This window comes from Nocardiopsis sp. iso_237 (assembly GCF_056173345.1).
The window spans coordinates 3,818,503-3,845,093 of sequence record NZ_CM149669.1 but is presented as its reverse complement, the minus strand read 5'-3'; the positions used below and the strand labels follow the sequence as shown (position 1 = coordinate 3,845,093).

Genomic DNA, 26,591 nt, shown 5'->3' with positions numbered 1-26,591 from the left:
GGTCGGGTGGTTCACGTCGGGTCCCCGGTTCGGGTCATGAGTCTCATCAGGGTTTCCTGGTCGGCTTCGGCCGCCGGGACCTGGCCGGTGACGCGCCCCTCGCACATGGCGTAGACGCGGTCGCTCATGCCGAGGATCTCCGGCAGCTCGGAGGAGATGAGGAGGACGCAGGCGCCCTCGGCCGCCAGTCGGCGCACGATCAGGTAGATCTCGTACTTCGCCCCCACGTCGATACCGCGGGTGGGTTCGTCCAGGATCAGCAGTTCGGGTCGGGTGAACATCCACTTGCCCAGCACGACCTTCTGCTGGTTCCCGCCGCTGAGCGTGCGCACGGTCTGGTCGATCCCGTGGCTGCGCACCCGCATGCGTTCGCTCATGCGCCTGGCCTCCACGGTCTCCAGGCCCGGGTCGAGGACGCCGCGGGTGGAGACCCGGTCCAGGGCGGCGAGGGTGGTGTTGTGCCGGATGTCGTCGTCCAGGACCAGCCCCAGCGACTTGCGGTCCTCCGGCACGTAGGCGACCCCCGCCGCGATGGCGCCGGCCACGTCGTCCACACGCAGCTCGACGCCGTCGCGGAACAGGCCGCCCCGGACGTAGCGGCCGTAGGAGCGCCCGAACAGGCTCATCGCGAACTCGGTACGCCCGGCTCCCATGAGCCCGGCCAGCCCCACGACCTCGCCGCTCCGGAGGGTCAGGTCCACGCCCTCGACCATGCGCCGACCGGCCTGGGTGGGGTGGTCCACGGTCCAGTCGCGTACCTCGAAGCGGACCGGGCCGACCTCGCCGTCGGGGTCGGGGTAGCGCTGGTCCAGGTCCCGGCCGACCATCCCCCGGATGACGCGGTCCTCGTCGATCGAGGCCCCGCCCCGTTCGTCGCGTTCCACGGTCAGGGTCTCCACCGTGCGGCCGTCGCGCAGGATGGTGACCTCGTCGCTCACCCGCATCACCTCTCCGAGCTTGTGCGAGATCAGGACGCACGCCACCCCCTGCTCACGCAGGTCCAGGAGCAGGTCCAGCAGCCGGTCGCTCTCGGCCTCGTTGAGCGCCGAGGTCGGCTCGTCCAGGATCAGCAGCCGCACCTCCTTGGCCAGCGCCTTGGCGATCTCCACCATCTGCTGGGCGCCGATGCTCAGCGCGGAGACGGGGGTGGCGGGGTTCTCGTCCAGCCCCACCCGCACCAGCAGTTCGCGCGCCCGGGCGTGGGTGGCGCCCCAGTCGATGACGCCGTACCGGGTCTCCTCGTGGCCCAGGAGCACGTTCTCGCTGATGGACAGCTGCGGGACGAGGGCGAGTTCCTGGTGGATGATCGCGATCCCGGCCCGCTCGCTGGCCGCGACGTCGGAGAAGGCGCGGGGCTCACCGTCCACCTCGACCAGCCCGGTGAAGGAACCGGCCGGGTGCACGCCGCTGAGCACCTTCATCAGGGTGGACTTGCCCGCGCCGTTCTCACCCATGAGGGCGTGGACGCTTCCATGGGCCACGTCCAGAGAGACCCCGTCCAGGGCCCGCACCCCGGGGAACTCCTTGCGGATGTCCCGCATGCGCAGCAGCGGGAACGCGGGGTTCGGGGCGCTCATTCGAGGTCGGTCTCCTCGTAGTAGCCGCTCTCGACCAGCACCTCGTGGTAGTTGTCCAGGTCCACGGAGACCGGCTCCAGCAGGAAGGAGGGCACGACCCTGGCGCCGTTGTCGTAGGTGTCGGTGTCGTTGACGGGAACCTCGTCGCCCGCCAGGATCGCCTCGGCCATGTCGACGGTCTGCGTGGCGAGCGCGCGCGTGTCCTTGAAGACGGTCTGGGTCTGCTCCCCGGAGATGATGGACCGCACCGAGGACAGGTCGGCGTCCTGACCGGTGACGATCGGCAGGGGACGGGACCCGGAGCCGTAGCCCACGGCCCGCAGCGACTCGATCACCCCGAGGCTGATGCCGTCGAAGGGGGACAGGACCGCGTCCACCTCCTCCCCGGAGTAGTTGGCGCTGAGCAGGTTGTCCATCCGTGACTGGGCCACGGCGCCGTCCCAGCGCGGCGTGGCGATCTGTTCCATGGAGGTCTGGCCGCTGCGCACCTCGAGGGTGCCGTCGTCGATGTGCGGTTGCAGTACCGACATGGCGCCCTCGTTGAAGAAGTAGGCGTTGTTGTCGTCGGGGGAGCCGCCGAACAGTTCGAGGTTGAACGGTCCGTCCTCGTTCTCCAGGTCCAGCGAGTCGACGATGTACTGCCCCTGGAGCACGCCGACCTCGAAGTTGTCGAAGGTGGCGTAGTAGTCGACGTTCTCGCTGCCCATGATGAGCCGGTCGTAGGCGATCACCGGGATGTCGTTGTCGGCGGCGGTGTCGATCACGTCGCCCAGGGCCTCACCGTCGATGGACGCGATGACCAGGAGGTCCACTCCGCGCGTGATCATGTTCTCGATCTGGGAGATCTGGTCCTGGACGACGTCCTCGGCGTACTGGAGGTCGGTGCCGTAGCCGCGCTCCTCGAACTCGGAGACCATGTTGGCGCCGTCGTTGACCCACCGCTCGGACGACTGGGTGGGCATGGCGATACCGATGACGCCGTTCTCCCCCTGGGGGCGGGCCGCGTCGCCGACCCCGTTGCAGGCGGTCAGGGCGAGTGCCGTGCCGACGAGCGCCGCGGCGAGGGGTGGGAGTGGTGGTCGTGACATGGGTCCTGCTTTCCTGGGGTGTGGTGGTCGGTCGTCTCAGACCTGCACGTACTCGATCCCGGCGAGCTCGCACAGGACCTTCCAGTCCCGGGCGAGCCGACCGGAGTTCATGACCATGTGGTGGGTGCCGCCGGCCCGCAGCCAGGCGTCCATGCATCCCCGGACACCCGAAGTGGGGCGGAACTGCCCGTAGGGCATCTCCAGCGCGGGTAGTTCGGGCGCGTCCAGGACCTCGCCCTCGGCCACCACGAGGCGGAAGCGCTCGCCGCCCAGCGAGACCAGCGAGGCCAGGGTCGCGGGCCCCTGGCGGTACCGGAACAGGATGGTCGGCGGGTCGGCCAGGCCCCCGATGCCCAGCGGGCGCTTGATCATCCGGGTCGGCTCGTCCTCGCGGGCCAGCCGCCAGTTGCCCTCGCCCATGTGGCTCATCAGGATGGAGTCGCTGGGGAAGTCCATCGCGTACATCTCGGTGAAGTGGCCGTCCCCCGCGAGTTGGTGCCCGGCGTAGACGATGGAGGCCGCCAGGACGTCGCCCTCTCCGGCGAACCCGTACCCCTGCGCCATCAGGGTGGAGGCGGCCGCCATGGGGAGGCGGGCGAAGCGGCCGTCCTCACCGATGGCGTCGAAGTGGGTGGAGTAGGCGCCGCAGCCCGACTCCTCCAGCAGGTGTTCGATGCCCAGTTGCATGCGGGCGTGGTCCTCGCGTTCCTCCTTGGACAGGCGGTCGTCGACGTCGAACACCTCGTCCTCCCACGTGAGGAGGTCGCTCACGGAGCGCTCGGGCAGGTCGGCCATGGTGCGGTGCAGGGAGCCGGGGGCGATCACGTGCACCTCGGGGCCGAGCTTGCGCAACAGGGCGGCCTCGTCCACCCGGGCGTCCCCCATGCCGTTCATCGGGTAGCCGAACACCCCCACGCGCAGCCGCCGCAGAGCGCTGACGGTGTGCGCGGCGCGGGCCCAGCGGTCCACCCGCTCCGCGAAGTCGGGGCTCCGCCAGTCGCCGGTGATGACGTCGAAGTCGACCCCGGCCCGGACCAGCGCGTTGGCGGTGTCCTGGGCTCCGTGGATCCCCTGGTTGTAGGTCATGTCGGCCATGTCCCAGGAGGCGCTGACCGCCGGGTCCGGCTGGGTGTTGGCGAGGGCGACGGGGAGCCGGGTTCCGGTGAGGGCCCGCGTCACGCGGAGGGAGGGGCCGTAGGTGAGCATGACGACGAGGACCCCGTCCAGGTCCTGGCCCTCGAAGCCGCGGATCGCCGCCTCGGCGTCCTCCCGTCCGCGGACGGGAGGGGCGAGGGTCCACTCGGCCACGTCGGAGAGGCCTTCGGTGAGCCGTTGGGCGTAGGCGGCCTGGTGCTCCGTGATGCCGGGGATCATGGCGTCGTAGAGAGGTTGCATGATGCCGAGCAGGCCGATCCTGGGGCGGCGCGTGCGCACCGCCGGGTTACGGCTCGCGGGGGGCGTGGGTGGGGGCACGGCGTTTCCTTACTGTCCGTAGGCGTTCTGGTAGCGGTGGTAGAGGGCGTCGACGGCCTCCTGGGGAAGGCGTTCGACGGGTCCGCCCTGGCGGGCGATGTGGATGGTGCGGGCCACGTCCTCGCACATCACCGCGGCCTTGACCGCCGCCTTGGCGGAGGCCCCGACGGTGAACACGCCGTGGCCGCGCATGAGGACGGCGGGGGAGCGGTGGCCCTCCAGGGTCGCGACGATCCCCCTGCCGATGGAGTCGTCCCCGATGAGCGCGAACGGGCCCACCGGGATGTCGCCGCCGAACTCGTCGGCCATGGCGGTGACCGCGCAGGGGATGGCCTCGCCCCGGGCGGCCCAGGCCGTGGCGTAGGGGCTGTGGGTGTGCACGACCCCGGCGACGTCGGAACGGACCCGGTAGACGTACGCGTGCGCGTCGGTGTCACTGGAGGGGTTGTGGTCACCCTCGACCAGCCGTCCGTGGAGGTCGCACACGACGACGTCACGGGGGCGCAGGTCGTCGTAGGAGACACCGCTGGGCTTGATCACCATCAGGTCCGTGCCGGGGACACGGGCGGAGACGTTGCCGCTGGTCCAGGTGACCAGGTTCCACCGGGGCAGTTCCGCGTGGAGCTCGCAGACCCTCTGGCGCAGGCGATCCACCTCCGTACGGTGCCGGTCGAGCTGGTGAAGCGGGTCGGGTCGGGGCGGGTCGGTGGCGGTCATCGCTCTCCCTCTGGGGCGGGGGCGGTGGTGGTGTCGCTGGAGGCGGTGGTGGGCGCGCCGGTGGAACCGCCCGAGGCGCCGGTGTCCTTGGGAACGCCGGTGGTGAACGCGGCCCCGCGTAGGGCGCGCAGCCGACGCAGGCTGTCACTGCCGCCCCGGCCGAAGTGGTCGTGGAGCTCGGTGTAGATCGCGAAGAGCGAGTCGTAGGCGGCGGCCCGCGCCGGGTCGGGGTCGACGGTGTCCGCACGGACCCGCCCCATGACCCGGGAGGCCGCGTGGACGTCCGGATGCGCCCCGGCGGCGACCGCCGCGTGGATCGCCGCTCCGACCGCGCAGCTGTGTTCGGTGTCCACCACGTGCAGGGGCCTGTTCAGTACGTCGGCGTAGACCTGGAGGACGAAGGGGTTGCGGACCATCCCGCCGCCGACGGTGAAGTCGTGCACCGGGATCCCCGCGCCGGTGAAGGCCTCGACGATGGTCCGGGTGCCGAAGGCGGTGGCCTCCACCAGGGCCCGGTAGACGTCCTCGGGACGCGTGGCCAGCGTCATGCCCACCAGCACGCCGGACAGGGAGTGGTCGACCAGGACCGAGCGGTTGCCGCTGTGCCAGTCCAGGGCCACCAGGCCGTGTTCGCCCACGGCCGCGCGGGCCGCCCTGTCGGAGAGCAGCTCGTGGACGGACACCCCCTCCGAGGCGGCCTCCTCGTGGTACGCGGGGGGCACGTGGGTGTCGACGAACCAGCCGAAGATGTCGCCCACGCCGCTCTGCCCGGCCTCGTAGCCCCACATGCCCGGGGTGATCCCGCCCAGCGTCATGCCGCACATGCCCGGGACCTCGGCCAGGACCTCGGAGTTCATCACGTGGCAGGTGCTGGTGCCCATGATGGCGAGCATCCGCCCGGGTCCGGTGGTCCGGGCGGTGGCCGCCGTGACGTGCGCGTCGATGTTGCCGACGGCGACGGGGGTGCCCTCCGGCAGCCCCGTCCAGGCGGCGGCGCGCGCGGTGAGCCCGCCCGCGCGCTCGCCCAGCTGGGAGAGCGGGTGGTCGAGCCGGTCGCTGACGAAGTCGGTGAAACGCGGGTCCAGGGCGGCCAGGAAGTCCCGGGAGGGCCACGCGCCGTCCTGGTGGATGCCCTTGTACCCGGCGCTGGACACGTTGCGGGTCTCGCGTCCGCACAGCTCCCAGACGATCCAGTCGGCGCCCTCGATCCAGCGCGCGGTGCGTTCGTACACGCCTGGGTCGTCTCGCAGCACCTGGAGGGCCTTGGCGAACTGCCACTCCGAGGAGATCCTCCCGCCGTACCGGGGCAGCCATGACTCGCCGCGTTCGGCGGCCAGGGCGTTGATCTCGTCGGCCTCGGGCTGGGCGGCGTGATGGCGCCACAGCTTCGGCCAGGCGTGCGGGCGGTCCGCCAGGTCGGCCAGTTCGCACAGCGGGGTGCCGTCGGCGGTCACCGGGAGCACGGTGCAGGAGGTGAAGTCGGTGCCGACGCCGACGACCCGGTCGGGTGCGACCCCCGCGTTCCGCAGGGCGGCGGGGACGGCGCTCCGCAGGACCTCGCGGTAGTCGTCGGGGTCCTGGAGGGCGGTCTCCGGTTCGAGGGGGGCACCACCGCCGGGGAGGTGGTCGGTGATCACCCCGCGCCGGTAGGCGTGCTCGGCCGTGCCCAGTTCGGCCCCGTCGCTGACCCGGACCACGACGGCCCGGCCGGAGAGGGTCCCGAAGTCGATCCCGAGCACCACGGAGTCGGGCGCCGCACGCGGACCCTCTCCTGACTCAGGATTGTGGGCGTTAACATTCGTGGACAACGGGGGGTCCCTTCACGGATGCGCGTGCTGAATGGTTCTCTCTCGCCTTGGTTTCCCGAGGCTCAAGGGGGCCAGTGTGAGCTGGCCAACATTGTTGGCGTTAACAATCCATGAAGTCAACCCCCCGAACGCACTCCGTCGGTGAGCCCACGACAGGGCGCCCGCACCCCAGGGGGTACGGGCGCCCTGTCAGCGTCGGGTCAGCCGTGGGCCACGGGCTCGGAGGCCGAACCGGCCGCCCGGTCCGGGCCCTCCGGGGCGGACGGGGTCCCCGAGCCTTCGCGGTCCACCAGTCCGGCCGTCACGGCGATGCCCAGTCCGACCAGGGCGAGGACCACGCCGATCACGGCCGGGGACACGTAGCCGAGCCCCATGCCGATGCCCAGACCGCCCAGCCAGGCGCCGCCGGCGTTGGCCAGGTTGAACGCCGAGTGGTTGGTGGCGGAGGCGATGGTGGGCGCCGCCTCGGCCTTGCTCATCACCAGGACCTGGAGCGGCGCGGTCACGCCGAAGCCGACGGCGCCCAGCACCACCACGGTGGCGGCGGCGGTCCAGGGATTGTGCACGGTCAGGGTGAACAGCGCCAGGACCCCGGCCAGCGAGGCGAGGGAGACGTAGATGGTCGGACGAAGCCACCGGTCGGCGATCGGTCCCACCACCAGCGAACCCAGTGTCATGCCGACACCGAACAGCGCCAGGACGATCGGGACCCCGGCGCTGGGCATGCCCGCCAGCTCCGTCATCATCGGTGAGATGTAGCTGTAGACGGCGAACACCCCGGCGAAGCCGAAGACCGCCGTGGTCAGCCCGAGGATCACCTGCGGGTGGCGCAGGGCCGAGAGCTCGCCGCGCAGGCCGCCCACACGGGAGGCCGGGGTGTGCGGCACGAAGCGGGCCACCCCGAGGATGGTCAGGGCGGACAGGGCGACCACGACGAGGAACGCCACGCGCCAGCCGAGGAGCTGCCCCAGCAGGGTACCGGCGGGGACCCCGACGATGTTGGCGACGGTCAGACCGAGCATCACCCGTGCCACGGCCGTCGCCCGACGGGTCGGACCGGCCAGGTGCGCCGCCACCAGCGCGGCCAGTCCCAGGTACGCGCCGTGGGGGAGCCCCGCGAGGACACGGGAGGCGAACACCGCGCCGTAGGAGCTTGTCAGCACGGTGGCCAGGTTGCCGACGAGGAACACACCCATGAACACGAGCAGCATGGTCTTGCGCGGCAGCCGGGTGCCCAGGGCGGTGAGCAAAGGAGCCCCGATCACCACGCCGAGCGCGTACGCGGAGATCAGGTATCCGGCGGTGGAGATGGGCACGTCGAGGTCGGCGGCGACCTCGGGGAGCAGACCCATGATCACGAACTCGGTGGTGCCGATGGCGAAGGCCCCGAGGGCCAGGGCGAGGATGGCCAGAGGCATGGCGGTGCCCCCTTCCGGAGGGTGGACGGCGTGCGCACGGGCCAGAGCGGACCTCGCGGCGTGGATCGGGTGGGGCGACGTGGAACCGGTCGCTCGGTGGGGATGGGACGTGGTGACTTGGCACGTGCTAAATCAACAATGACACCCGCGCCGGAGAAATTCCAACGGCCCGGTACGTGATCTGCCTCGCGCGGCCGACCCCGTCAGAGGTCCCGGAGACGCGGGGGTTCGCGTGGGACGGGAGGCGTGTGGGAACACGTCACGGACGCGGGTGGAGATCGCAACCACTGAGGTGGAAGACACAGTTCTGACACGGGGAGTGGCAGGCGAAAGCCCGGGGTGCGCGATGAGCGGGTCTCCGGGCTCCGGCGTCGGATGGCGAGAACAGTTCGCGACGCGGAGACGCCTGGCTCTCACCTCCGTGGGGGAGCGGTGCTCTCGCGCACGGTGAGCGTGGTCGGGAGCAGCACGTGCGTGCTCTCCGTCCGTCCCTCCTCCAGACGCTCCGCGACCGCCCCGAGGGTCAGTTCGGCGATACGGGTCACGTCCTGGCGGACCGAGGTCAGGCTCAGGAACGACAGGCGCGCGGCGCGGCTGTCGTCGTACCCCACCACGGACACCTCGCCCGGCACGGAACGGCCCGCGCGGATCAGGGTCTCCATGAGGCCGCGCGCCGACTGGTCGTTGCAGCACACGACGGCCGTGGGCAGTGCGTCCCGCTCCAGGAGCGCGGACGCGGCCTGGGCTCCCGCCTCCTCGGTGTAGGCGCCCGGGACCAGGTCCACGCACGCCTCCAAACCGTGCGCGCGCATCCCCTCCAGGTAGCCGGTCCGGCGCTCCGGCGCGCTGGGCAGGTCTCCGCCGTACACGTGCGCGATCCGCCGGTGCCCCAGGGCGACCAGGTGGTCGACCGCCTGCCGTACCCCGGACACGGCGTCGGTGCGCACGCTGTCGGTCCCGGCCGCGTTGGTACGCTGACCGATCTCCACCACCGGCACGCGTTCGGCCACCCGGGCCAGGTCCTCCGGCGCCTGCGCGGACATCCCGATCAGGACCAGCGCCTCACAGCGCAGGCCCACGAGCTCGTCGATCGCCTGTCGTTCGGTGCGGTTGGCGAGCATCGCGCTCAGGGCCACGCTGTAGTCGAGCCGGGCCGCCTCCGGGTACAGGGCCTCGACGAGGTCGGCGTCCATCGGGTGCTCCATGGTGAACAGCACCCCCACCTGGCGGCTGCGCGCACGGCGCAGCAGCTGGGCCGCGGTGTCGGCGCGGTATCCCAGCTCCTCGGCGGCGCGCAGCACGCGTTCGCGGGTGGCCGCGCTCGGTCCGGGCCGGTCGCCCAGGACCAGCGAGACCAGTTGCCGGGAGACGCCGAGGTACGCCGCGACGTCCGCCATCGTCGGCCGTCCGCCAGTCGCCATCGTGCCTCCTCCCACGCAGGCGCATCGTACCGTCTGAGGAGCCGTCGACTCGCGAACCGCTCGGGTCACGGACGCATCAGAGTGACCGCACGACGTTCCCCCACCACCGCCTGAAGGGCCCCGATGTCCCCCACCCCTGACACCGTCTCTCCGCCGCACGGACTCTCTCCGCTGGAAGTGGACGACCCGACCACGATCGGCCCGTACCGGGTGGTGGGGAGGATCGGCGCCGGAGGGATGGGCGCGGTCTTCGGAGCCATGGACGACCAGGGTGTGTGCGTGGCGGTCAAGACCGTCCACGCCGACTTCGCCCGTGAGCCCCGGTTCCGGGAGGCCTTCGCCCGGGAGGTCGAGATGCTGGGCCGCGCGGACGGGATCAGCACGGCCCGCCTGCACGCCGCCGACACCGAGGCGACGGTTCCGTGGTTGGCCTTCGACTACGTCGCCGGGCGGGACCTGCGCCGCCACGTGCGCGCGTTCGGCCCACTGGAGGGCGACATGCTGCGTACCTTCGCGCTGGGTACGGCGGAGGGGTTGGCGGCCCTGCACACGGCGGGGATCGCTCACCGTGACATCAAGCCGGGCAACGTGATCCTGTCGCCGGACGGGCCGAAGATCGTCGACTTCGGGATCGCGGTCGACATCGGCACGGAGAGATCCGTGGACGCCTCCGCCTCCTACGGAACACCGGGGTGGAGTGCGCCGGAACGTTACACCGGGGCGAGCGCGGACGCGGCCGCCGACGTCTTCGCCTGGGGCGGGCTGGTCACACTGGCCGCCACCAGGCGCGCCCCGTTCGGGACCGGCGACGCCGGGGAACTGGCGCGCCGGGTGCGCGAGGGCGAGTACGACGTCACCGGTGTGCCCGAGGACCTGCGGGGCCTGGTCGAGGCCGCGCTGTCGGTGGACCCGGAGCGGAGGCCGACCTCGGCGGAGCTGGTCCGCGCACTGCTGCCCGAGGCCGAGCGGGACGGGCGGACCGGCGGGGCCGCGATCGCTGACGGCCTGCGCCGTATGCTGCGCGACTACTGGCGGGGCGTGGACGACGCCGGACACGACCCCGGCCGCTGGGCGGCGGCGCTGGGCGTCGTCTCCGTGGCCGGTCTGGGCGCGAGCGTCGTGGGATCGGGCGCGCTGGGCACGGGTGGCTCGGCGGGAACCGGCGCTGCGGCGTCGGGTGCGGGAGCAGGGGCGGGAGCCGGCGGTTCCGCCGGTATGGGAACGGCCACGGCCACGGCCTCCGCCTCGGCTGGCAGCGGCACCACCGGCGGGCTGCTGAGCGCGGTCGCCACCTCCAAGGTCGGCCTCGCGGGGGCCGGTGTGCTCGCCGTGGCCGCCGTGGCGGCGGGCGGCTACGTCGTCTACGACCAGGTGGTCGACGGTCCCTCGGAGAGGGTCGCCGCTGCCGCGAGCCTGCTGGAGGAGGGGCCGGGATTCACCGCGCAGGTGACCCGGAGCTACACCCGGGCCTACGCGGAGCAGGTCGCAGAGGAGACGGGACAGCCGGTGGAAACCGTGTTGGAGGAGAGCCGGGCCGAGGAGGAGTACCTGTACTCGGCGGCGGACCAGAGCTTCCTCATCCGGGGCGCGGTGATGGGCCCCGACACGTCGGCGGTCGCCAGCCACCAGGGTGAACTGTACGTGTACGCGCCTCGCGAGGAGGCTCCCGGACTGTGGGAGGACTCGCCGCAACAGCTGTCAGTGGCGTCCGGAGGAGTGAGCCTCTCCTTTGGTGAAGAGGGGGATCACGGCCTGTGGCGGCCATCCAGGGATCCCCGGGGACTCAGCTCCGATATGAGTCCTGACTCCGTATCCGCTTCTCTGGTCACCGCGCCGCTCCGAGCTATCGCGGACGCGGGTGGTGCCGAGGCGGTGAAGGGCCAGGATCGGGTCTACGAGGGATCCACGGTCCTCTCGCTCCTGGACGGAGGGGACTTGGCGGAGGAGGACGCGATCGGAAGGACCGGACTCGACAGCGAGGGTGCACCCGTGTGGGTTGAGTACGGCTCGGATCGTTGGGACGTGCGGGTCGACTTCCAGGACGTGGGCGAAGACGTCGAGATGGAAGACCCCCAGGTGTGGGCCGCAGAGAACGACGGCTTCGGTTGGGAAGTGGTGCACGCCCCCGTCTGTGGTTCGGTACGTCTGCCGGAGTGGGCTGACGAGTGGGACACGGCGAAGGTGTGGGATGTCCAGGCCAGTGGTTGGGCAGTGGACTGCGACTACGCGATGGACGTGGCGGAGTTGAGGGAGAACTCGAGTCTCGCTCCGGACCGATCCGAGATGCTGCATGGCCTCCGGGGAACCATGAGCGGAGTCTGGCAGTACGACGACACGATGGCCTGCGGCGTCTACTGGAACGAGTTCGTTCGGCCGGAGAGCTATCCCGCCCCCTCTTATGAGTACGGGCCGTGTCAGGAGTCCACAGTGCTGTCGCGTGATGACAGCGATCCTCTCGACAGGCTTTCGGAGGTCGAGTTCGGTCCGGTGACGCTGATCGACTTCCACGAACGGGCCTGACCCACTGGCTCGGCACAGAAAAAAGGGGGCGCGCCCTGAGGCGCGCCCCCTGAAGCCTGGCCGGGTCCCACGTCCCCCAACGTGGGACCCGACCGCGCGGCCTACGCACTAGGTGCGGTCTGGCCGCTGGGAAGGCGGTTGTAGCGATGGTTTCGTGTCAGAAACCCCCATTGCCGACACGAACGCGTACAACCGCGCATGGTCTTGAGGTGATCTCAGAAGCTTCGCACAGACTCGGTGGGTTTGTTGGGGTCGGGGTCGGTCTGGGGTGCTTCACCTGTGAGAACGCTTCTCTGAGCATAGGTGTTCCCGGCCAGTAGTCCGATTTTCAGTCCGGCCGGTAAAAAGCGGGTGCGGACTCGGGCACGGGCGTCCTAAGCCCCCTCCGATCCAGGCCCGTGAAGGAGGCGGCCGCGCCCGAGAGGACGCCCCCGTGGCGCCCCACCGAGCCCGAGGAACTCGCCCTGGTCAGGGATTCCGGCTGGTGGGAGTGGCCGCCGCCCCTGCCCGCGCCGCCCGTCCTCCATCCCGTCCTGAACGAGGACCACACGACGCGGATCGCCCCCGAAGTGGAACCCGACACGTGTCGGTGAGGGACATGTCACCCGCGACCGCGTGGAGGCCGCGTTCCCCTCGGGTCGGTGCACTCCGGGGCATAGTGGCCCTTGATGGGGCGTCCCCGGTGACGCGGGGTGCGGGGCGTCCGCGAACCCCCGCCCGCATGGTGCGCGGGCGGGAATACCTGGCTCCTGGACGGGGTTCCGCATGATAGTTTCATCGAAAGCATTTTCCTGGGAAGCTATTTGGATCGGGGAACGGCCATGCAGTTCGGAATCTTCTCGGTCAGCGACGTGACGACCGACCCCACGACGGGACGTACGCCGACCGAGGGCGAGCGGATCAAGGCGATGGTGCAGATCGCGCTGAAGGCCGAGGAGGTCGGGCTGGACGTCTTCGCCACGGGCGAGCACCACAACCCGCCCTTCGTGGCCTCCTCGCCCACGACCATGCTCGGTTACGTCGCGGCGAAGACCGAGAAGATCATCCTGTCCACCTCCACCACCCTCATCACCACCAACGACCCGGTCAAGATCGCGGAGGACTTCGCGATGCTCCAGCACCTGGCCGAGGGGCGCGTGGACCTGATGATGGGCCGGGGCAACACCGGGCCGGTCTACCCGTGGTTCGGGCAGGACATCCGCCAGGGCATCCCGCTGGCGCTGGAGAACTACAACCTCCTGCACCGGCTCTGGCGCGAGGACGTCGTCAACTGGGAGGGCAAGTTCCGCACCCCGTTGCAGGGCTTCACCTCCACACCGCGCCCGCTGGACGACGTGCCGCCGTTCGTCTGGCACGGCTCCATCCGCAGCCCGGAGATCGCGGAGCAGGCCGCCTTCTACGGCGACGGCTTCTTCCACAACAACATCTTCTGGCCCGCCACCCACACCAAGAAGCTCATCTCCCTGTACCGGCGCCGCTTCGAGCACTACGGCCACGGCAGGGCCGAACAGGCGATCGTCGGGCTCGGCGGCCAGGTGTTCATGCGGAAGAACTCCCAGGACGCGGTCAGGGAGTTCCGGCCCTACTTCGACAACGCGCCGGTCTACGGCGGCGGCCCCTCCCTGGAGGAGTTCACCCGCGAGACCCCGCTCACCGTGGGCAGCCCGCAGGAGGTCATCGACCGTACCCTGGGCTTCAGGGAGTCCTTCGGCGACTACCAGCGCCAGCTCTTCCTGATGGACCACGCGGGTCTGCCGCTCAAGACCGTCCTGGAGCAGCTGGACATCCTCGGTGAGGAGGTCGTCCCGGTGCTGCGCAGGGAGTTCGCCGCGAAGAAGCCCGCCCACGTGCCCGACGCCCCGAACCACGCCTCGCTCCTGGCCGCGAAGGAGCGCGCCACCACGAACACGGAGGTCCAGGAATGACCCGCAAGCTCGTCACCGTCACGGCCGGGCTCAGCAACCCCTCCTCGACCCGTCTGCTCGCCGACCGGCTGACCGCCGCCGCCGAGGAGGCCCTGGCCGACCGCGACGAGATGGTCGAGGTCCGGGTGGTCGAGCTCCGCGACCTGGCCCACGACATCATGAACGCCATGACCACCCGCGTCCCCACGGGCGACCTGCCCGGGGTCCTGGCGGACGTGGCCGACGCCGACGGGATCATCGCGGTGACCCCGGTCTTCAACGCCTCCTACAGCGGCCTGTTCAAGTCGTTCTTCGACGTCGTCGACACCGAGGCGTTGGACGGCAAGCCGGTCGTGGTGGCCGCCACCGGAGGCAGCCCGCGCCACTCCCTGGTGCTGGAGCACGCCCTGCGCCCCATGTTCACCTACACCCGTTCAGTGGTGGTGCCCACGGGCGTCTACGCCGCCTCGGAGGACTGGGGAGCCGGCGAGAGCGGCGGCCGGGAGCTGTCCGAACGCATCGCGCGGGCGGCGCGTCAGCTGGCGCTGCTCGTCACCGACAGCGCGCCCACGTCGGCCGACCCCTACGAGGAGCCCACGCCCTTCGCGGACCTGATGTCCGGCCTGGGGAGGTGAACCCGACCCCCTGAACCGGGGGAGGGGCTCACCCGCTCCGCAGTCACGTGCCCTGCACTGCGCACCCCGCGTTGTGCAGGGCACAACTTTGTCCCCGCTCCCTTCTGCCTGGTCCGAGCGCGTCCCTAGAGTCATCCCACCGATGGGTCGGTTACCGCTTTCCCTACCTCCGACCTGGGGAGTTTCGATGCGACTCACTACCCCCGCGCTCCTGTGCGCGCTCCTCGGACTCGCGGCCCTGACCACCGCCTGCGCGCCCCTACAGACCACCGGGGCCGCCTCCGGTGTGGACGAACCGGACGGCACCCTGCGCGTCTGGCTCTTCTCCGAGGTCGACCAGGCCCCGAAGGAACGGGTCGTCGACGCGGCCGTCGCGGAGTTCGAGGCCGCGCACGACGGGGTCGACGTCCAGGTCCAGTACATCCCCGTGGAGACCCGGGCCGAGCGCTTCCAGGGCGCCTTCCTTGACCCGGGCTCCGCCCCCGACGTGGCCGAGTACGGCAACACCGACCTGGCCGGATACGTCGAGTCGGCGGGGTTCGTGGACCTCACCGAGGACCTCGCCGACTGGGAGCCGCACGAGGACATCGCCGCCGACGTCGCCGCCACCGCGCAGGTGGACGGTGCCTCCTACGGCGTGCCCTGGTTCCTCGGCGCCCGCGCCCTCTTCTACCGCACCGACGTGCTGGAGGAGCTCGACCTGGAGGTCCCGGAGACCCTGGAGGAGGTCGTGGAGACCGGCCGCGCCGTACGGGAGGCCCACCCCGGCATGCTGGGGATCTCCGCGGGCGGCGCCTACACCTACGCCATGATGCCGTTCGTGTGGGCGCACGGCGGCGACATCGCGGAACCGCGCGGCGACACCTACGCCGCCACCATCGACTCCGCCGAGTCCCGCAGGGGCCTGGAGCTGTACGGGCGGATCCTCTCCGACGACGTCTGCCCGCCCCAGACCTGCTCACAGCTGACCGGTGACGCCTCCGTGCAGAACTTCCTCGCCGGGAACGCGGCCATGACCATCGGCGGCAACTTCAACCTCAACGCGCTGCGCGACAGCGACGTGGCCGAGAACGCCGCGGTCGTCCCCCTGCCCGGAACCGAACCCGGCACCGTCGCCCCCGCCTTCGCCGGGGGCAACAACCTCGGCGTCCTGGCCGGGACCGAGCGCCGCACCCTCGCCGTGGAGTTCGTGAAGCTCCTGGCGGGCAAGGAGTACCAGCTGAAGATGTACGAGGCCATGGGCAACCTGCCCGCCTACACCGACGTCCGCGAGGAGCTGGCCGCCTCCGACGAGGAGATCACCCCGTTCGTCGAGACCATCGACGCCGGGACGCGGTTCGTTCCCGTCACCGGCGCCTGGGCCACGGTGGACGCCGAGGGGATCCTGCCCAGCATGGTGCAGCGGGTGGCGGCCGGGAACACCACCGTGGACCAGGCCACCGACGAGGCCGCGCGCGCCCTCGACGACGCGTTCGGGGGAGAGTGACGCCCGTGGACGCCAGACCCCCCGTCTCCGCCCCCGCCGTACGGCGCCCCACCGGCCGCCCCCCGGGCTCCCGGGGCCGCCGCGTCGAACCCTGGATGTACCTGGTGCCCGCCGCGCTGGTGCTGGGCGTCATGCTCGTCTACCCGCTCTACCAGCTGGTCCTGGTGTCGTTCTTCGACTACCGCCAGCCCCAGGTCACCGGCGCCGAACCCCTGGAGTTCGTCGGCTGGGACAACTACCGCGCACTCCTGGGCGATCCCCAGTTCTGGGAGGTGCTGCTCAACACGGTCGGCTTCGCCGCCGCCTGTGTGCTCGGCACCCTCGCCGTGGGCGGCGCGCTCGCGGTACTGGCCACCCGGCTGACCCCCTGGGTGCGCACGGTGCTCTTCCTGGCGGCCCTGGGCGCGTGGGCCACTCCCGCCGTGACCGGCAGCGCCGTGTGGCTGCACCTGTTCGACCCCACCCTGGGGCCGGTGAACCAGGCCCTGACCTGGCTGGGCCTCGGTGACTTCTCCGGGCACTCGTGGACCTACGACAAGTGGTCCGCGTTCGCCCTGGTCGGCGCCCAGGTGGTGTGGTGCTCGTTCCCGTTCGTCATGGTCACGCTCTACGCGGGGATCCGGGCCATCCCGGAGGAGGTCGTGGAGGCCGCCCGGCTGGACGGAGCCTCCACGTCCCGGATCGCGTGGTCGGTGATGCTGCCGATGCTGCGCCCGGCCGTCACCATCGTCACCATCCAGTCCATCATCTGGGACTTCAAGATCTTCACCCAGATCTACGTCATGACCGGGGGCGGCGGGATCGCCGGACAGAACCTGGTCCTCAACGTGTACGCGTACCAGAAGGCGTTCGCCTCCGGGCAGTACGGCCTGGGATCGGCGATCGGCGTGATCACCACCCTGCTCCTGCTGCTGATCACCCTCGTGTACCTGCGCGCGCTGCGCCGCCAAGGGGAGGTACTGTGACGCTCCGCAGACTCAGGAACGACGTCGCCGGGCTGCTGGTGGCGCTGGTCGTCGCCCTGCCGCTCTACTGGATGCTGCTCTCCGCGCTCAAGCCGAGGGCCGCCCTGGAGGCCGGCGACCCCACCCCCTACACGCTCGAACCGACCCTGGAGTCGTTCCGCAGGGTGCTGTTGATCGACGGTTTCGGGCAGTACCTGCTCAACAGCGTGCTGGTGGCGGTCGTGGTCGTGACCGTGTCCACCCTGTGCGCCTTCCTGGCGGCGGTGGCACTCACCCGATACCGCTTCAGGCTGCGCACGACCCTGCTCGTCATGGTGCTGACGGCGCAGATGGTGCCGGTGGAGGCGCTGACCATCCCGCTGTTCTTCCTGATGCGCACCCTGGGGTACAGCATCCCGGGGATCGGGCTGAACCAGCTGGGTTCGCTCATGCTCGTGCACACCGCGTTCGCGATCCCGCTGGCCGTGTGGATGCTGCGCAGCTTCGTCGCGTCGGTGCCCCGGGAGCTGGAGGAGGCGGCGTGGCTGGACGGCGCGGGCAGCCTCACCTTCGTCACCCGGGTGCTCTTCCCGCTGGTCGCCCCCGGCGTGGTGGCGTGCAGTATCTTCTCGTTCATCATGACGTGGAACGACTTCCTGTTCGCCCGCACCTTCATCATCTCCGCGCAGGAGAACCAGACGCTTCCCATCGCCCTGCTGTCCCTGTTCAAGCCGGACGAGAACGACTGGGGCGGCATTATGGCGGGCTCGGTCCTGATGACCCTGCCCGTCCTGGTGTTCTTCCTGTTCGTGCAGCACCGGCTGGCCAACGGCCTGGGCGGGGCGGTCAAGGGGTGAGCCCCGAGTCCGGCCCCCGGCGCAACTCCTCGGCGTCGCTGCGTCGCGCCCTGGCGGTGGTGGAGCAGGTCCGTTCCACCCCGCCCGAGCGCGGCGGCACCTCCCTGACCGAACTGGCCGAGGGCCTGGGCGTGAACAAGAGCACCGTGCTGCGCCTGTCCGTGCCGCTGGTGGAGTACGGCCTGATCACCCGGGACCGGCGTACCGGGCGGTTCCGTGTGGGCACGGCCGCGCTGCTGCTGTGGCAGTCCTACCTGGACCACATGGACCTGCGCTCGGTCGCCTCTGAGCATCTGCGCGACCTCATGCGCCACACGGGGCACACCTGCCACCTGGTGCTGTTGGACGGTCACGACGTCGTCTACGTCGACAAGGTCGAGAACGCCGCGACCGTGCGGATGGCCTCGCGGATCGGCGCGCGGATGCCCGCCTACCGTACGGCGGTGGGGCGGGCGATCCTCGCGTTCAGCCCGGACGACCTGGTGGCCGACGTGGTGGCGGCGGGGCTGCCCGCCGTCACCACGCGGACGGTGACCGATCCGGAGGTCCTGGCCGAGGAGCTGCGCCGGGTGCGGGAGCGGGGGTACGCGATCGACGACCGTGAGAACGAGCCGGAGGTGCGCTGCGTGGCCGCGCCGGTCTTCGACCACAACCGGGACCCCGTCGCGGCGATCAGTGTGTCCTCGCTGGTCAGTCAGTTGCCCGTGGCGCGGGTGCGCAGGCTGGGGCCGGAGGTCGCCGCCGTGGCCGCGCGGGTGTCGGCGCAGTTGGGCGGCCGGGCTGGGGACGCCGCTGGCGGAGGTCACGGGGCTCCGTAGGCCGACGGCGCGGTGAACATACGCGGCCGAGCGGCGGGACCAGCGCATCCCTGAGGCGGGCGGAAGCTCCGCAGAGTTTTCTGCCCGTCACCCGTTGCAGTGGGTTTTCAATGGTGTTAACTTTCCGGGAAGCGAAGCATGGGAGCGCTCCCGAATACGGGTGGCGCCCTCGGCTCGCGGTCCGGACCGCACTCCGACCGACAGGTGCACGACGGACCGGCGAGGGTTTCCACCCGGCCGAGTCCGCACACCGCGTCGCGCTGCCGCCCCCTTGGCCCGTGCGACGCCCTTCGCAAGCTCACTCCTTGGCACCCCCCTACGCGAGGAAACGAAGATGAGCAGACCCAACCCGCACCCGACCCTGCCGCGGCGCGCACTCGCCACGGCCTCCGCCCTGCTCCTGGGCGTGACCACCGCACTCACCACCGCCCCCGCGACCGCCGACGAGGGCTCCGCCTCCATCGCACGGGTGGACAACCCCTACGTGGGGGCCGACGTCTACGTGAACCCGATCTGGTCCGCCAACGCCGCGGCCGAACCCGGTGGTGAGGCCGTCGCGGACGAGCCCACCGGCGTCTGGATGGACCAGATCAGCGCCATCGAGGGCAACGACAGCCCCACCACCGGTGACATGGGCCTGCGTGACCACCTCGACGAGGCCGTCGCACAGGCCGCCGGAGCACCGCTGGTGTTCCAGCTGGTCGTCTACAACCTGCCGGGACGCGACTGCGCCGCCCTGGCCTCCAACGGTGAGCTCGGACCCGACGAGATCGACCGCTACCAGTCGGAGTACATCGACCCGATCGCGGACATCCTGCGCGACTACGAGGACACCTCCCTGCGGATCGTCACCACGATCGAGATCGACTCGCTGCCCAATCTGATTACCAATGTCTCCCCGCGGGACACCGCCACCCCCGAGTGCGACGTCATGCTGGCCAACGGCAACTACGTCAACGGCGTCGGCTACGCGCTGGCCCAGCTCGGCGCGATCGACAACGTCTACAACTACGTGGACGCCGGCCACCACGGCTGGATCGGCTGGGAGGACAACTTCGCACCCTCCGCGGCCCTGTTCCACGAGGCCGCCAACGCCAACGGGGCCACCCCCGACGACGTGCACGGCTTCATCGCCAACACCGCCAACTACTCGGCCCTGAAGGAGGAGCACTTCGCGATCGGTGAGACCGTCAACGGCACGCCGGTGCGCCAGTCCACCTGGGTGGACTGGAACAACTACGTCGACGAGCTCTCCTTCGCCCAGGCCCTGCGCGCCGAGCTGGTCTCCCAGGGGTTCGACCCCGGCATCGGGATGCTCATCGACACCTCCCGCAACGGCTGGGGCGGTGCCGACCGGCCCGTCAGCGCCGGTCCGACCACCGACGTCGACGCCTACGTCGACGGCGGCCGCTTCGACCGCCGCATCCAGTCCGGGAACTGGTGCAACCAGTCCGGTGCCGGGCTCGGCGAGCGGCCCACCACCGCGCCCGAGCCGGGGATCGACGCCTACGTGTGGATGAAGCCCCCGGGTGAGTCGGACGGCTCCAGCACCGAGATCCCCAACGACGAGGGCAAGGGGTTCGACCGGATGTGCGACCCCACCTATGAGGGGAACCCGCGCAACGGCCACAACATGAGCGGCGCTCTGCCCGACGCGCCCGTCTCCGGCCACTGGTTCTCCGCGCAGTTCCAGGAGCTGCTGGCCAACGCGTACCCGCCCGTCCAGTAGGAGGCCCCGGTGACCGGGCGCCCGCCGCGACCCCCGGCGGCGGGCGCCCGGCAGGGCCACCCTCCCGAACGGAGCCCTCGTGAAGCAACGCCTGACACTCGCCCTCGCCGCGGTCCTCGCGCTCGCGGCCGCGCTGTTCGTCCACACGATCCCCGCCCACGCCGACACCGGGTTCCGCGTCAGCGACGGACGCCTCGTCGACGCGGCCGGGAACGACTTCGTCATCCGCGGGGTCAGCCACCCGCACGCCTGGTACACCCACCAGACCGGAGCCCTCGCCGACATCGGTTCGCTGGGCGCCAACACCGTCCGCGTGGTCCTCAGCAGCGGCGACCGCTGGCAGGAGAACGACGCCGAGGACGTCGCCGCGATCGTCGACGACTGCAAGGAGAACCGACTCATCTGCATGTTGGAGGTGCACGACACCACCGGCTACGGGGAGGACCCCGAGGCCGCGACACTGGACCAGGCCGTCGACTACTGGCTCCGGATCCAGGACGCGATCGCGGGGGAGGAGGACCACGTCCTGGTCAACATCGCCAACGAACCCTTCGGCAACGACGAGGCGACCAACGCGTCCTGGGCCTCCGCGACCTCGGAGGCGATCCAGCGCCTGCGTGCGGCGGGCCTCGACCACACGCTGGTCGTCGACGCCCCCAACTGGGGGCAGGACTGGACGCACACCATGCGCGACGGCGCCCAGGGCGTCTTCGACTCCGACCCCCACGCCAACACCGTGTTCTCCATCCACATGTACGGCGTCTACGAACAGGAGTCGGTGATCGTCGACTACCTGGAGTCCTTCACCGACCGCGGTCTGCCCCTCATCGTCGGTGAGTTCGGGTTCGACCACAGTGACGGCGACCCGGACGAGGACGCGATCATGCGCCACACCGAACGCCTCGGCCTCGGATACGTCGGCTGGTCCTGGAGCGGCAACGGCGACGAGGTCGCCTACCTGGACATGGTCGAGGACTTCGACGTCGACTCCCTGACCCCCTGGGGTGACCGGATCTTCCACGGGCCCGACGGCATCGTCGAGACCTCGCTCCGGGCCCCCGTGTACGGCGCGGAACCCGGATCACGCGCACGTACGTAAGAGCCCCGGCCGCGTACCGCGCGCGGCCGGGTTCCCCCCAACACAGGAGGAGAGACCTGTGCGATCACGTCACACCATCACCACCACCCTGGCGCTCGGAGGCCTGGCCGTCGGCTACGCCGTCGTCGCCGCGCCCAGCCCGGCCGAGGCCCACGGTGCCTTCACCTATCCCGCCTCACGGACCTACGCCTGTTTCCAGGACGCCACCGGCGGCAGCTCCGGGGGCGCCCTCCAGCCCGTCAACGCCGCCTGCGCCGACGCCCTCGACGAGGGCGGCGACTACGCCTTCTGGAACTGGTTCGGCAACCTGATCAGCGACTCCGACGGTCAGCACCGGGAGTTCGTGGCCGACGGGGAACTGTGCGGTCCGACCGAGCAGTTCGCCGCCTTCAACGCGGCCCGTACCGACTGGCCGTCCACCCCGTTGCAGCCGAACACGACGGTGGAGTTCCACCACAACGCGTGGGCTCCCCACCCGGGGACCTTCTTCACCTACGTCACGGTGGACGACTGGGACCCGAACTCCCCGTTGACCTGGGACGACCTTGAGCTGGTCGATGAGGTCGTCGACCCCCCGCTGCGCAGCGGGGGAGAGGCGGGCGCCGAGTACTACTGGGACGTGGACCTCCCCGACCGCGAGGGGCGCCACGTCGTCTACTCGGTCTGGGAACGCTCCGACAGTCCCGAGGCCTTCTACAACTGCTCCGACGTCGTCTTCGGGTGACGACCAGGGGAGGCGGGTCCGGTGCCGGGCCCTCCTCCCCGTTCCTAACGCTGTTAGGTAACCTGGGTCGATGGACTCCGCGCGCATCTACCAGAACTGTCAGGACCGCCTCCTCGACCTGGCCCCCACCCTCGACCGGGAGCAGCTCGCCACCGTCGTGCCCGCCTGCCCGGACTGGACCGTCCAGCAGGTGTACGCCCACGTCACCGGGCTCGGCGCGGACGTGGTGAGCGGTGCCGTCACCCCGCCGGTCGGTGACGAGGTCACCGCGCTCCAGGTCGCGGACCGCGCCCACCTGGACATCGGCGCCATCACCGACCAGTGGCGCGAGGGCGCCCCCGCCCTGTTGGAGCTGCTTCGGACCCAGACGCGCAGGCGCTACGGCCTGCTCGCCCTGGACCTGTGGCACCACGAGAACGACGTGCGGGGAGCCCTGGGGCTGGCCGCCCGGACCGAGGACGCCGACCAGCTCGCGGACTTCCCGCTGGGCGGGCTGGCGAAGGCCTGGTCGGCCGACGGCCCCGGCGTGCTCGTGCTCGCCACCGACACCGGTCAGGAGTGGAGCCTCGGAGCGGACCCGGAACTCACCCTGCGCGGCACGGCCTACGAGCTGGCCCGGGCGGTCACCGGACGGCGCAGCGTCCGGCAGATCCTGGCCATGGACTGGACCGGCGGCGACCCCGCGCCCGTGGCCCCGTTCCTACCCACCCTGCCCGCCCCCGAGGCCGACCTCACCGTCTGACCGGCTCCCTGGGCGGGGTGGGTCGTCAGCCCTCGCGGAGGAACCGCTCGGCCTCGCCACGGAGTGGTTCGGGGGCGACGGCCCAGATCGGGAGAGTCATCAGGGCGCGTAGCCTCACCTCCTTGACCTCACGCGGAGCGTCCCGGCCCAGCCCCACGTGGGACCAGAGCTGCTCCAGGCGGTCGTAGGAGAAGTCCCAGGTCACACCCACGCCGTCCTCGGCCAGGGCCACGGGCGGGACCGACATGACGTGGACCTCGTCCGCGGTCGCCGCCGGAGTGATCTCGACCAACTCCAGCCCGAACCACTCCGTCAACCCGCGGAACAGGGCGCGGTGCGCCTCCACAGTGGCAGCTGAGGGCCGTCCGTCGTCGAAGTACAGGGCGAAGATCCACCCGTCGTCATCCAGTCGGCCGAGGTCAAGGACCAGCTGGTTCCCCGTCTCGTCGGTGAACCGGCGGTGGGCGATACTGGCCGCGGCGCCGTGGCCCTCGGTTCGGGCCGTTCCCCGCTGGAGCTGGAGCATGTCGTGCAGTTGGTTCAGCCGTTCGTCCGTCAGTTCCCCGTGGGAGAGAGCCACCAGTGCGGGCAGAAGCATGGGCGTTCCTTCGTCTGTCAGGTGTTCGTGAGGTGAGGCCTGAGGGAGAGGTGCGTGTTCGACTCGGTGCGTGCAGCGTATAGGCAGGGATTTCGGTGATACTCAGCAGCTACCGGAGGCGGTGATGAGCCGGGTTTCCGACCCGTCATCGGTCCATGTCCTGGTTCCTGTCGGGCCCACTGTTGGGTTGGCCCGGTCTGCGGCCGGTGCTGCCCCAGGGGGACCTGCTGGCCGGAGACCCCTGGGGGCGCTTCGCCAGATTCGCCAGACGGGTGGCCGTGGAGCCTCGTCCGCCCCCGTGGCCCGCACCTGAAGTTTCCCGCTGCGTCTTTCTCTGAACGGGTTTCATGGCCAGCGACGGATGAGGTTGTCCAGGGTTGTGAATGATCCAGTCGGTGTCGCTGTGGTGGCCAGAAATACTGCGCCCCAGTTTTGCAGTGTTGACGGGACCGCTGGATTCGAAGGCGCCCAGGGAGATCTCTCGACCCAGTTGGCCCTCCCACTTCTGCGCCCATTCGGTCAGCGCTGGGAAGGCGTCGTGGACAGCCTGTTTGTCCAGGTAACCGTGGCCGCCCATGAAGTCGCCCGAATATCTGTCCGGATTCTTTTCCTGCCATTTCTTGCGAGCCGATCGGATCATAGCGGTGCTGTTGATGTCGATGTCGAAGTCGCTCGGAACATCTTCCAGGCCAAGCTTGAACATGGCATCATGTGGACGTCTGAGGGGTCGACGATCACTGTCTCCGAACCACTCCTGGTAGCGCCGACTTGCTTCCGGAGTGTTGGCGATCTCCTGCTCCGTCGGAAGCGTTTTGTGTTTTCCGGAGAAGAAGCCGGATCCGGTACCCTTGAGTCGGATGTCGACCTGTCGCGGATCGAATCCGTCCCGGCCCAGTGCTTCCATCATCTCAGCGCCGAAACGGTCGTAGAGTTCCGGGGTCATGCCCATGGGTGCCTCATTCTTGCCCATCCATCTGAGCTGCACCGGGCTGATCCCCAGGAAATCCAAATCACGTTTGGTGACGGAGTATCCGGAGTCATCCTTCGGCCACCATTCTGGCGGTTCGCCCCTGCCGTCAAGGTAGTCGATAACCTGCTTGTCGGACGGGTTGCTGGGATCAAGTTCACCGGTGATCTTCAAAGGGTGCCAGTCCTTGCCGGCTTCCTGGGGCTGACCAGCCGGTCCGGAGTCGTTCGAAGGAGAGGCCGCGGCGTCGTCCCCCAGGGCAGGGGCTCCGACGTTGATGCTGCTCGCCGCGGTCTTTTCGGCGGACAGATCTCGTGATTGACCCGCTGACAACCCGTCCAGAGTGCTCGGCCGGTCCCCGGGGAGGGTGACCCACTCCTTCTGGCCGAAGTAGCCCATACCCGTGGCCGGGACGGAGAGAACATCACCTGCTGGCGTGCGGTCCACGAGAATAACTCCGGGACCACCGCGAGTGTCCAGCCAGTCAGCGACGATCTGGCGGTCGGCGGACCAACTCGCGAGTGGTCTGTGCCGTGCCTCGAAGCTCTCGCCAACCTCCATTCCGGCCCACTCCGGACGTGGAGCGCCCTCCGGCCAGGTCATGGCCCGATAGCCGATGACCTCGGTGATTCCGCGCTCTTGCAGCAGCTCCTGGGTCATCTCGTACTGGGTGCGTACGAAGTCCTTCAGCGCGTCGCGATTGTAGAGGAGCTCCAACTGCACGGCCTTACGATCCTTCGGATCCATTCGCCAGTCCATAGCCTCGGTGAGGCCGAACTCTTCCTTCGTGGCCTCCTGAATGGCCAACACACGAACGTTGTTGTTGGAACCGTAGGACCAGGCGCCCATCACTTCGCTGACCGAGATCTGGCGAACCAGGGTGTCCGCCTCCGATCGGTCCATCCGAATCGCCTTCGACAGAGCCGGATCACGTTGCTCGGGGCTCAGCTCGTCCCGGTGACGGACTTCCGCACCCATCGAGGGGTACTTCTCGTTCTCCGGGACCAGGTAGTAGTCTTCGTCGCCGAGCCTCTCGATCATGTCAGTACCCACCTTGAGACCGAAGGCGGAGAGAGCGAGTTCCCGTGTGGACGATCGCATGCGCCGTGCGAGAGTCTCGATCGCGATCGTCTTGGCCTGAGAGGTGTCTCGGATGCTGCCGTCCAGGCTGAGGAGATCTTCCCCCTTCTGCTGCTGTTCGATCCGCTCCGGTGAATCCTGGAGAGGAGGGGGAGCGTGCTCCGCGAACGCCTGACCGGACTGGTTCTGTGGCTCATTCGACCGGGGGGACACAATGATCCAATCGTTTCTTTGGCGCAGAGGCCAGAGATGGGGGACGAAGTCTGCTTGCAGCTGGTAGATGCCACAGCACTTGCGCCGGTTCGCTTCTTACCGGTCTTTGAGCGGATTTCTCCCGCGGACAACTGCTCGACTTCGCTCCACCGGTTGCTCAGGGCGTGTAGGGGATGCGGTCGACGGCCCGCACCTCGCCCAGGGTGGACCACTCGTTGCGCCCCAGCCGCGCCATCGGACGCAGCAGGGTGACCTCGGGAAGGCCGTCCACCAGGACGGACTCGTCCACGGCCACGTTCTGGACCCGGCCGAACACCACGGTGGAGTCGCCCAGACGCAGCGTGGAGTGCAGGGCGCACTCCAGCGCCACCGGCGACGCCGCCACCCGGGGCGGCCGCACCGTCGTGCTCGCCTCCCGCTCGACGCCCAGCTCGTCGAACTCGCTCAGGTGCGGCGGGTAGTCCGTCGCGGTCGCGTTGACCAGGTCCTGGAGCGGTTCGGTGGCCAGGTTGACCACGAACTCGCCGGTGGCCTCGGCGTTGCGCAGGGAGTCCTTGCGCCCCACCGAGGTGAACTGCACGATCGGCGGTTCCGTGCAGGAGATCGTGAAGAAGGAGTGCGGCGCCAGGTTGTCCACGCCGGACTCGGAGGTGGTGGAGACCCACGCGATCGGGCGGGGGAGGACCACCGACGACATCAGCTTGTAGAAGTCCCGGCCGGGCAGGGCGACGGGGGTGTATTCGGTACGCATCACGGCCGATTATCCCGTGTGC

At 70.1% G+C, this 26,591-nt stretch carries 20 protein-coding genes and 2 pseudogenes; 12 read left to right on the top strand and 10 right to left on the bottom strand.

Annotated features, from left to right (window positions below):
• Window positions 1-11: 11 nt before the first annotated feature.
• The 7 genes from AC0VYM_RS17670 to AC0VYM_RS17640 form a co-directional block, all read right to left on the bottom strand.
• The gene (locus tag AC0VYM_RS17670; protein ID WP_475453530.1) at window positions 12-1,577 is read right to left on the bottom strand and encodes an ATP-binding cassette domain-containing protein; all 1,566 of its coding nucleotides are present in this window, start codon (window positions 1,575-1,577) and stop codon (window positions 12-14) included.
• The gene (gene chvE, locus AC0VYM_RS17665; protein ID WP_475453528.1) at window positions 1,574-2,665 is read right to left on the bottom strand and encodes a multiple monosaccharide ABC transporter substrate-binding protein; all 1,092 of its coding nucleotides are present in this window, start codon (window positions 2,663-2,665) and stop codon (window positions 1,574-1,576) included. The genes AC0VYM_RS17670 and chvE overlap by 4 nt, the downstream gene beginning before the upstream one ends.
• Before the next feature lie 36 nt (window positions 2,666-2,701).
• Complete coding sequence (locus tag AC0VYM_RS17660) at window positions 2,702-4,138, bottom strand: L-fucose/L-arabinose isomerase family protein (RefSeq protein ID WP_475453526.1); 1,437 nt, start codon at window positions 4,136-4,138, stop codon at window positions 2,702-2,704.
• A gap of 9 nt (window positions 4,139-4,147) precedes the next feature.
• Window positions 4,148-4,855, bottom strand: coding sequence for an L-ribulose-5-phosphate 4-epimerase (locus AC0VYM_RS17655; protein WP_475453524.1), 708 nt, complete (start codon window positions 4,853-4,855; stop codon window positions 4,148-4,150).
• On the bottom strand, window positions 4,852-6,597 hold the full coding sequence (araB, locus tag AC0VYM_RS17650; RefSeq protein ID WP_475463084.1) for a ribulokinase: 1,746 nt from the start codon (window positions 6,595-6,597) through the stop codon (window positions 4,852-4,854). Before araB ends, AC0VYM_RS17655 begins: the two co-directional genes overlap by 4 nt.
• Before the next feature lie 266 nt (window positions 6,598-6,863).
• Complete coding sequence (locus AC0VYM_RS17645) at window positions 6,864-8,081, bottom strand: MFS transporter (RefSeq protein WP_475453522.1); 1,218 nt, start codon at window positions 8,079-8,081, stop codon at window positions 6,864-6,866.
• A 413-nt stretch (window positions 8,082-8,494) separates the two neighbouring features.
• Window positions 8,495-9,478 (bottom strand): LacI family DNA-binding transcriptional regulator, encoded by a 984-nt coding sequence (locus AC0VYM_RS17640; RefSeq protein ID WP_475463083.1) that lies wholly within the window; start codon window positions 9,476-9,478, stop codon window positions 8,495-8,497.
• Between the two features lie 147 nt (window positions 9,479-9,625).
• Between AC0VYM_RS17640 and AC0VYM_RS17635 the strand changes: the two genes are divergently transcribed.
• The 12 genes and pseudogenes from AC0VYM_RS17635 to AC0VYM_RS17580 all read left to right on the top strand — a co-directional run bounded on the left by AC0VYM_RS17635 (window position 9,626) and on the right by AC0VYM_RS17580 (window position 22,960).
• Entirely contained in the window at window positions 9,626-12,022 is a 2,397-nt protein-coding gene (locus AC0VYM_RS17635; protein ID WP_475453519.1) for a serine/threonine protein kinase, read from the top strand.
• A gap of 398 nt (window positions 12,023-12,420) precedes the next feature.
• A complete protein-coding gene (locus tag AC0VYM_RS17630; RefSeq protein WP_475453517.1) occupies window positions 12,421-12,615 on the top strand; it encodes a hypothetical protein in 195 nt (64 codons plus the stop codon).
• Window positions 12,616-12,843: 228 nt separating this feature from the next.
• Window positions 12,844-13,947 (top strand): LLM class flavin-dependent oxidoreductase, encoded by a 1,104-nt coding sequence (locus AC0VYM_RS17625; protein ID WP_475453514.1) that lies wholly within the window; start codon window positions 12,844-12,846, stop codon window positions 13,945-13,947.
• Window positions 13,944-14,561 carry an FMN reductase gene (locus tag AC0VYM_RS17620; protein ID WP_475453512.1) on the top strand — a complete coding sequence of 206 codons (618 nt, stop codon included), beginning with the start codon at window positions 13,944-13,946 and terminating at the stop codon, window positions 14,559-14,561. Before AC0VYM_RS17625 ends, AC0VYM_RS17620 begins: the two co-directional genes overlap by 4 nt.
• A 187-nt stretch (window positions 14,562-14,748) precedes the next feature.
• Window positions 14,749-16,047 carry an extracellular solute-binding protein gene (locus AC0VYM_RS17615; RefSeq protein ID WP_475453509.1) on the top strand — a complete coding sequence of 433 codons (1,299 nt, stop codon included), beginning with the start codon at window positions 14,749-14,751 and terminating at the stop codon, window positions 16,045-16,047.
• A 95-nt stretch (window positions 16,048-16,142) separates the two neighbouring features.
• Window positions 16,143-17,012, top strand: a complete 870-nt coding sequence (locus AC0VYM_RS17610) for a carbohydrate ABC transporter permease (protein WP_475463081.1) — start codon at window positions 16,143-16,145, stop codon at window positions 17,010-17,012.
• Window positions 17,009-17,848 (top strand): carbohydrate ABC transporter permease, encoded by an 840-nt coding sequence (locus AC0VYM_RS17605; protein WP_475453507.1) that lies wholly within the window; start codon window positions 17,009-17,011, stop codon window positions 17,846-17,848. Before AC0VYM_RS17610 ends, AC0VYM_RS17605 begins: the two co-directional genes overlap by 4 nt.
• Window positions 17,845-18,666 carry an IclR family transcriptional regulator gene (locus tag AC0VYM_RS17600; RefSeq protein ID WP_475453504.1) on the top strand — a complete coding sequence of 274 codons (822 nt, stop codon included), beginning with the start codon at window positions 17,845-17,847 and terminating at the stop codon, window positions 18,664-18,666. Before AC0VYM_RS17605 ends, AC0VYM_RS17600 begins: the two co-directional genes overlap by 4 nt.
• Before the next feature lie 458 nt (window positions 18,667-19,124).
• Window positions 19,125-20,395, top strand: a pseudogene (locus AC0VYM_RS17595) (glycoside hydrolase family 6 protein); the annotation flags it as partial.
• Between the two features lie 79 nt (window positions 20,396-20,474).
• On the top strand, window positions 20,475-21,494 hold the full coding sequence (locus AC0VYM_RS17590; RefSeq protein WP_475453502.1) for a glycoside hydrolase family 5 protein: 1,020 nt from the start codon (window positions 20,475-20,477) through the stop codon (window positions 21,492-21,494).
• A 58-nt stretch (window positions 21,495-21,552) separates the two neighbouring features.
• Window positions 21,553-22,212, top strand: a pseudogene (locus AC0VYM_RS17585) (lytic polysaccharide monooxygenase auxiliary activity family 9 protein); the annotation flags it as partial.
• A gap of 76 nt (window positions 22,213-22,288) precedes the next feature.
• The gene (locus AC0VYM_RS17580; RefSeq protein WP_475453499.1) at window positions 22,289-22,960 is read left to right on the top strand and encodes a maleylpyruvate isomerase family mycothiol-dependent enzyme; all 672 of its coding nucleotides are present in this window, start codon (window positions 22,289-22,291) and stop codon (window positions 22,958-22,960) included.
• Between the two features lie 25 nt (window positions 22,961-22,985).
• On the opposite strand, the gene AC0VYM_RS17575 is transcribed toward AC0VYM_RS17580, so the two are convergent.
• The 3 genes from AC0VYM_RS17575 to AC0VYM_RS17565 all read right to left on the bottom strand — a co-directional run bounded on the left by AC0VYM_RS17575 (window position 22,986) and on the right by AC0VYM_RS17565 (window position 26,569).
• Window positions 22,986-23,558: a hypothetical protein gene (locus AC0VYM_RS17575; RefSeq protein ID WP_475453497.1), complete on the bottom strand. Its 573-nt coding sequence runs from the start codon at window positions 23,556-23,558 to the stop codon at window positions 22,986-22,988.
• Between the two features lie 145 nt (window positions 23,559-23,703).
• Window positions 23,704-25,566 carry a hypothetical protein gene (locus AC0VYM_RS17570; protein ID WP_475453495.1) on the bottom strand — a complete coding sequence of 621 codons (1,863 nt, stop codon included), beginning with the start codon at window positions 25,564-25,566 and terminating at the stop codon, window positions 23,704-23,706.
• A 409-nt stretch (window positions 25,567-25,975) separates the two neighbouring features.
• Complete coding sequence (locus tag AC0VYM_RS17565; protein ID WP_475453492.1) at window positions 25,976-26,569, bottom strand: flavin reductase family protein; 594 nt, start codon at window positions 26,567-26,569, stop codon at window positions 25,976-25,978.
• Between the last annotated feature and the right edge of the window lie 22 nt (window positions 26,570-26,591).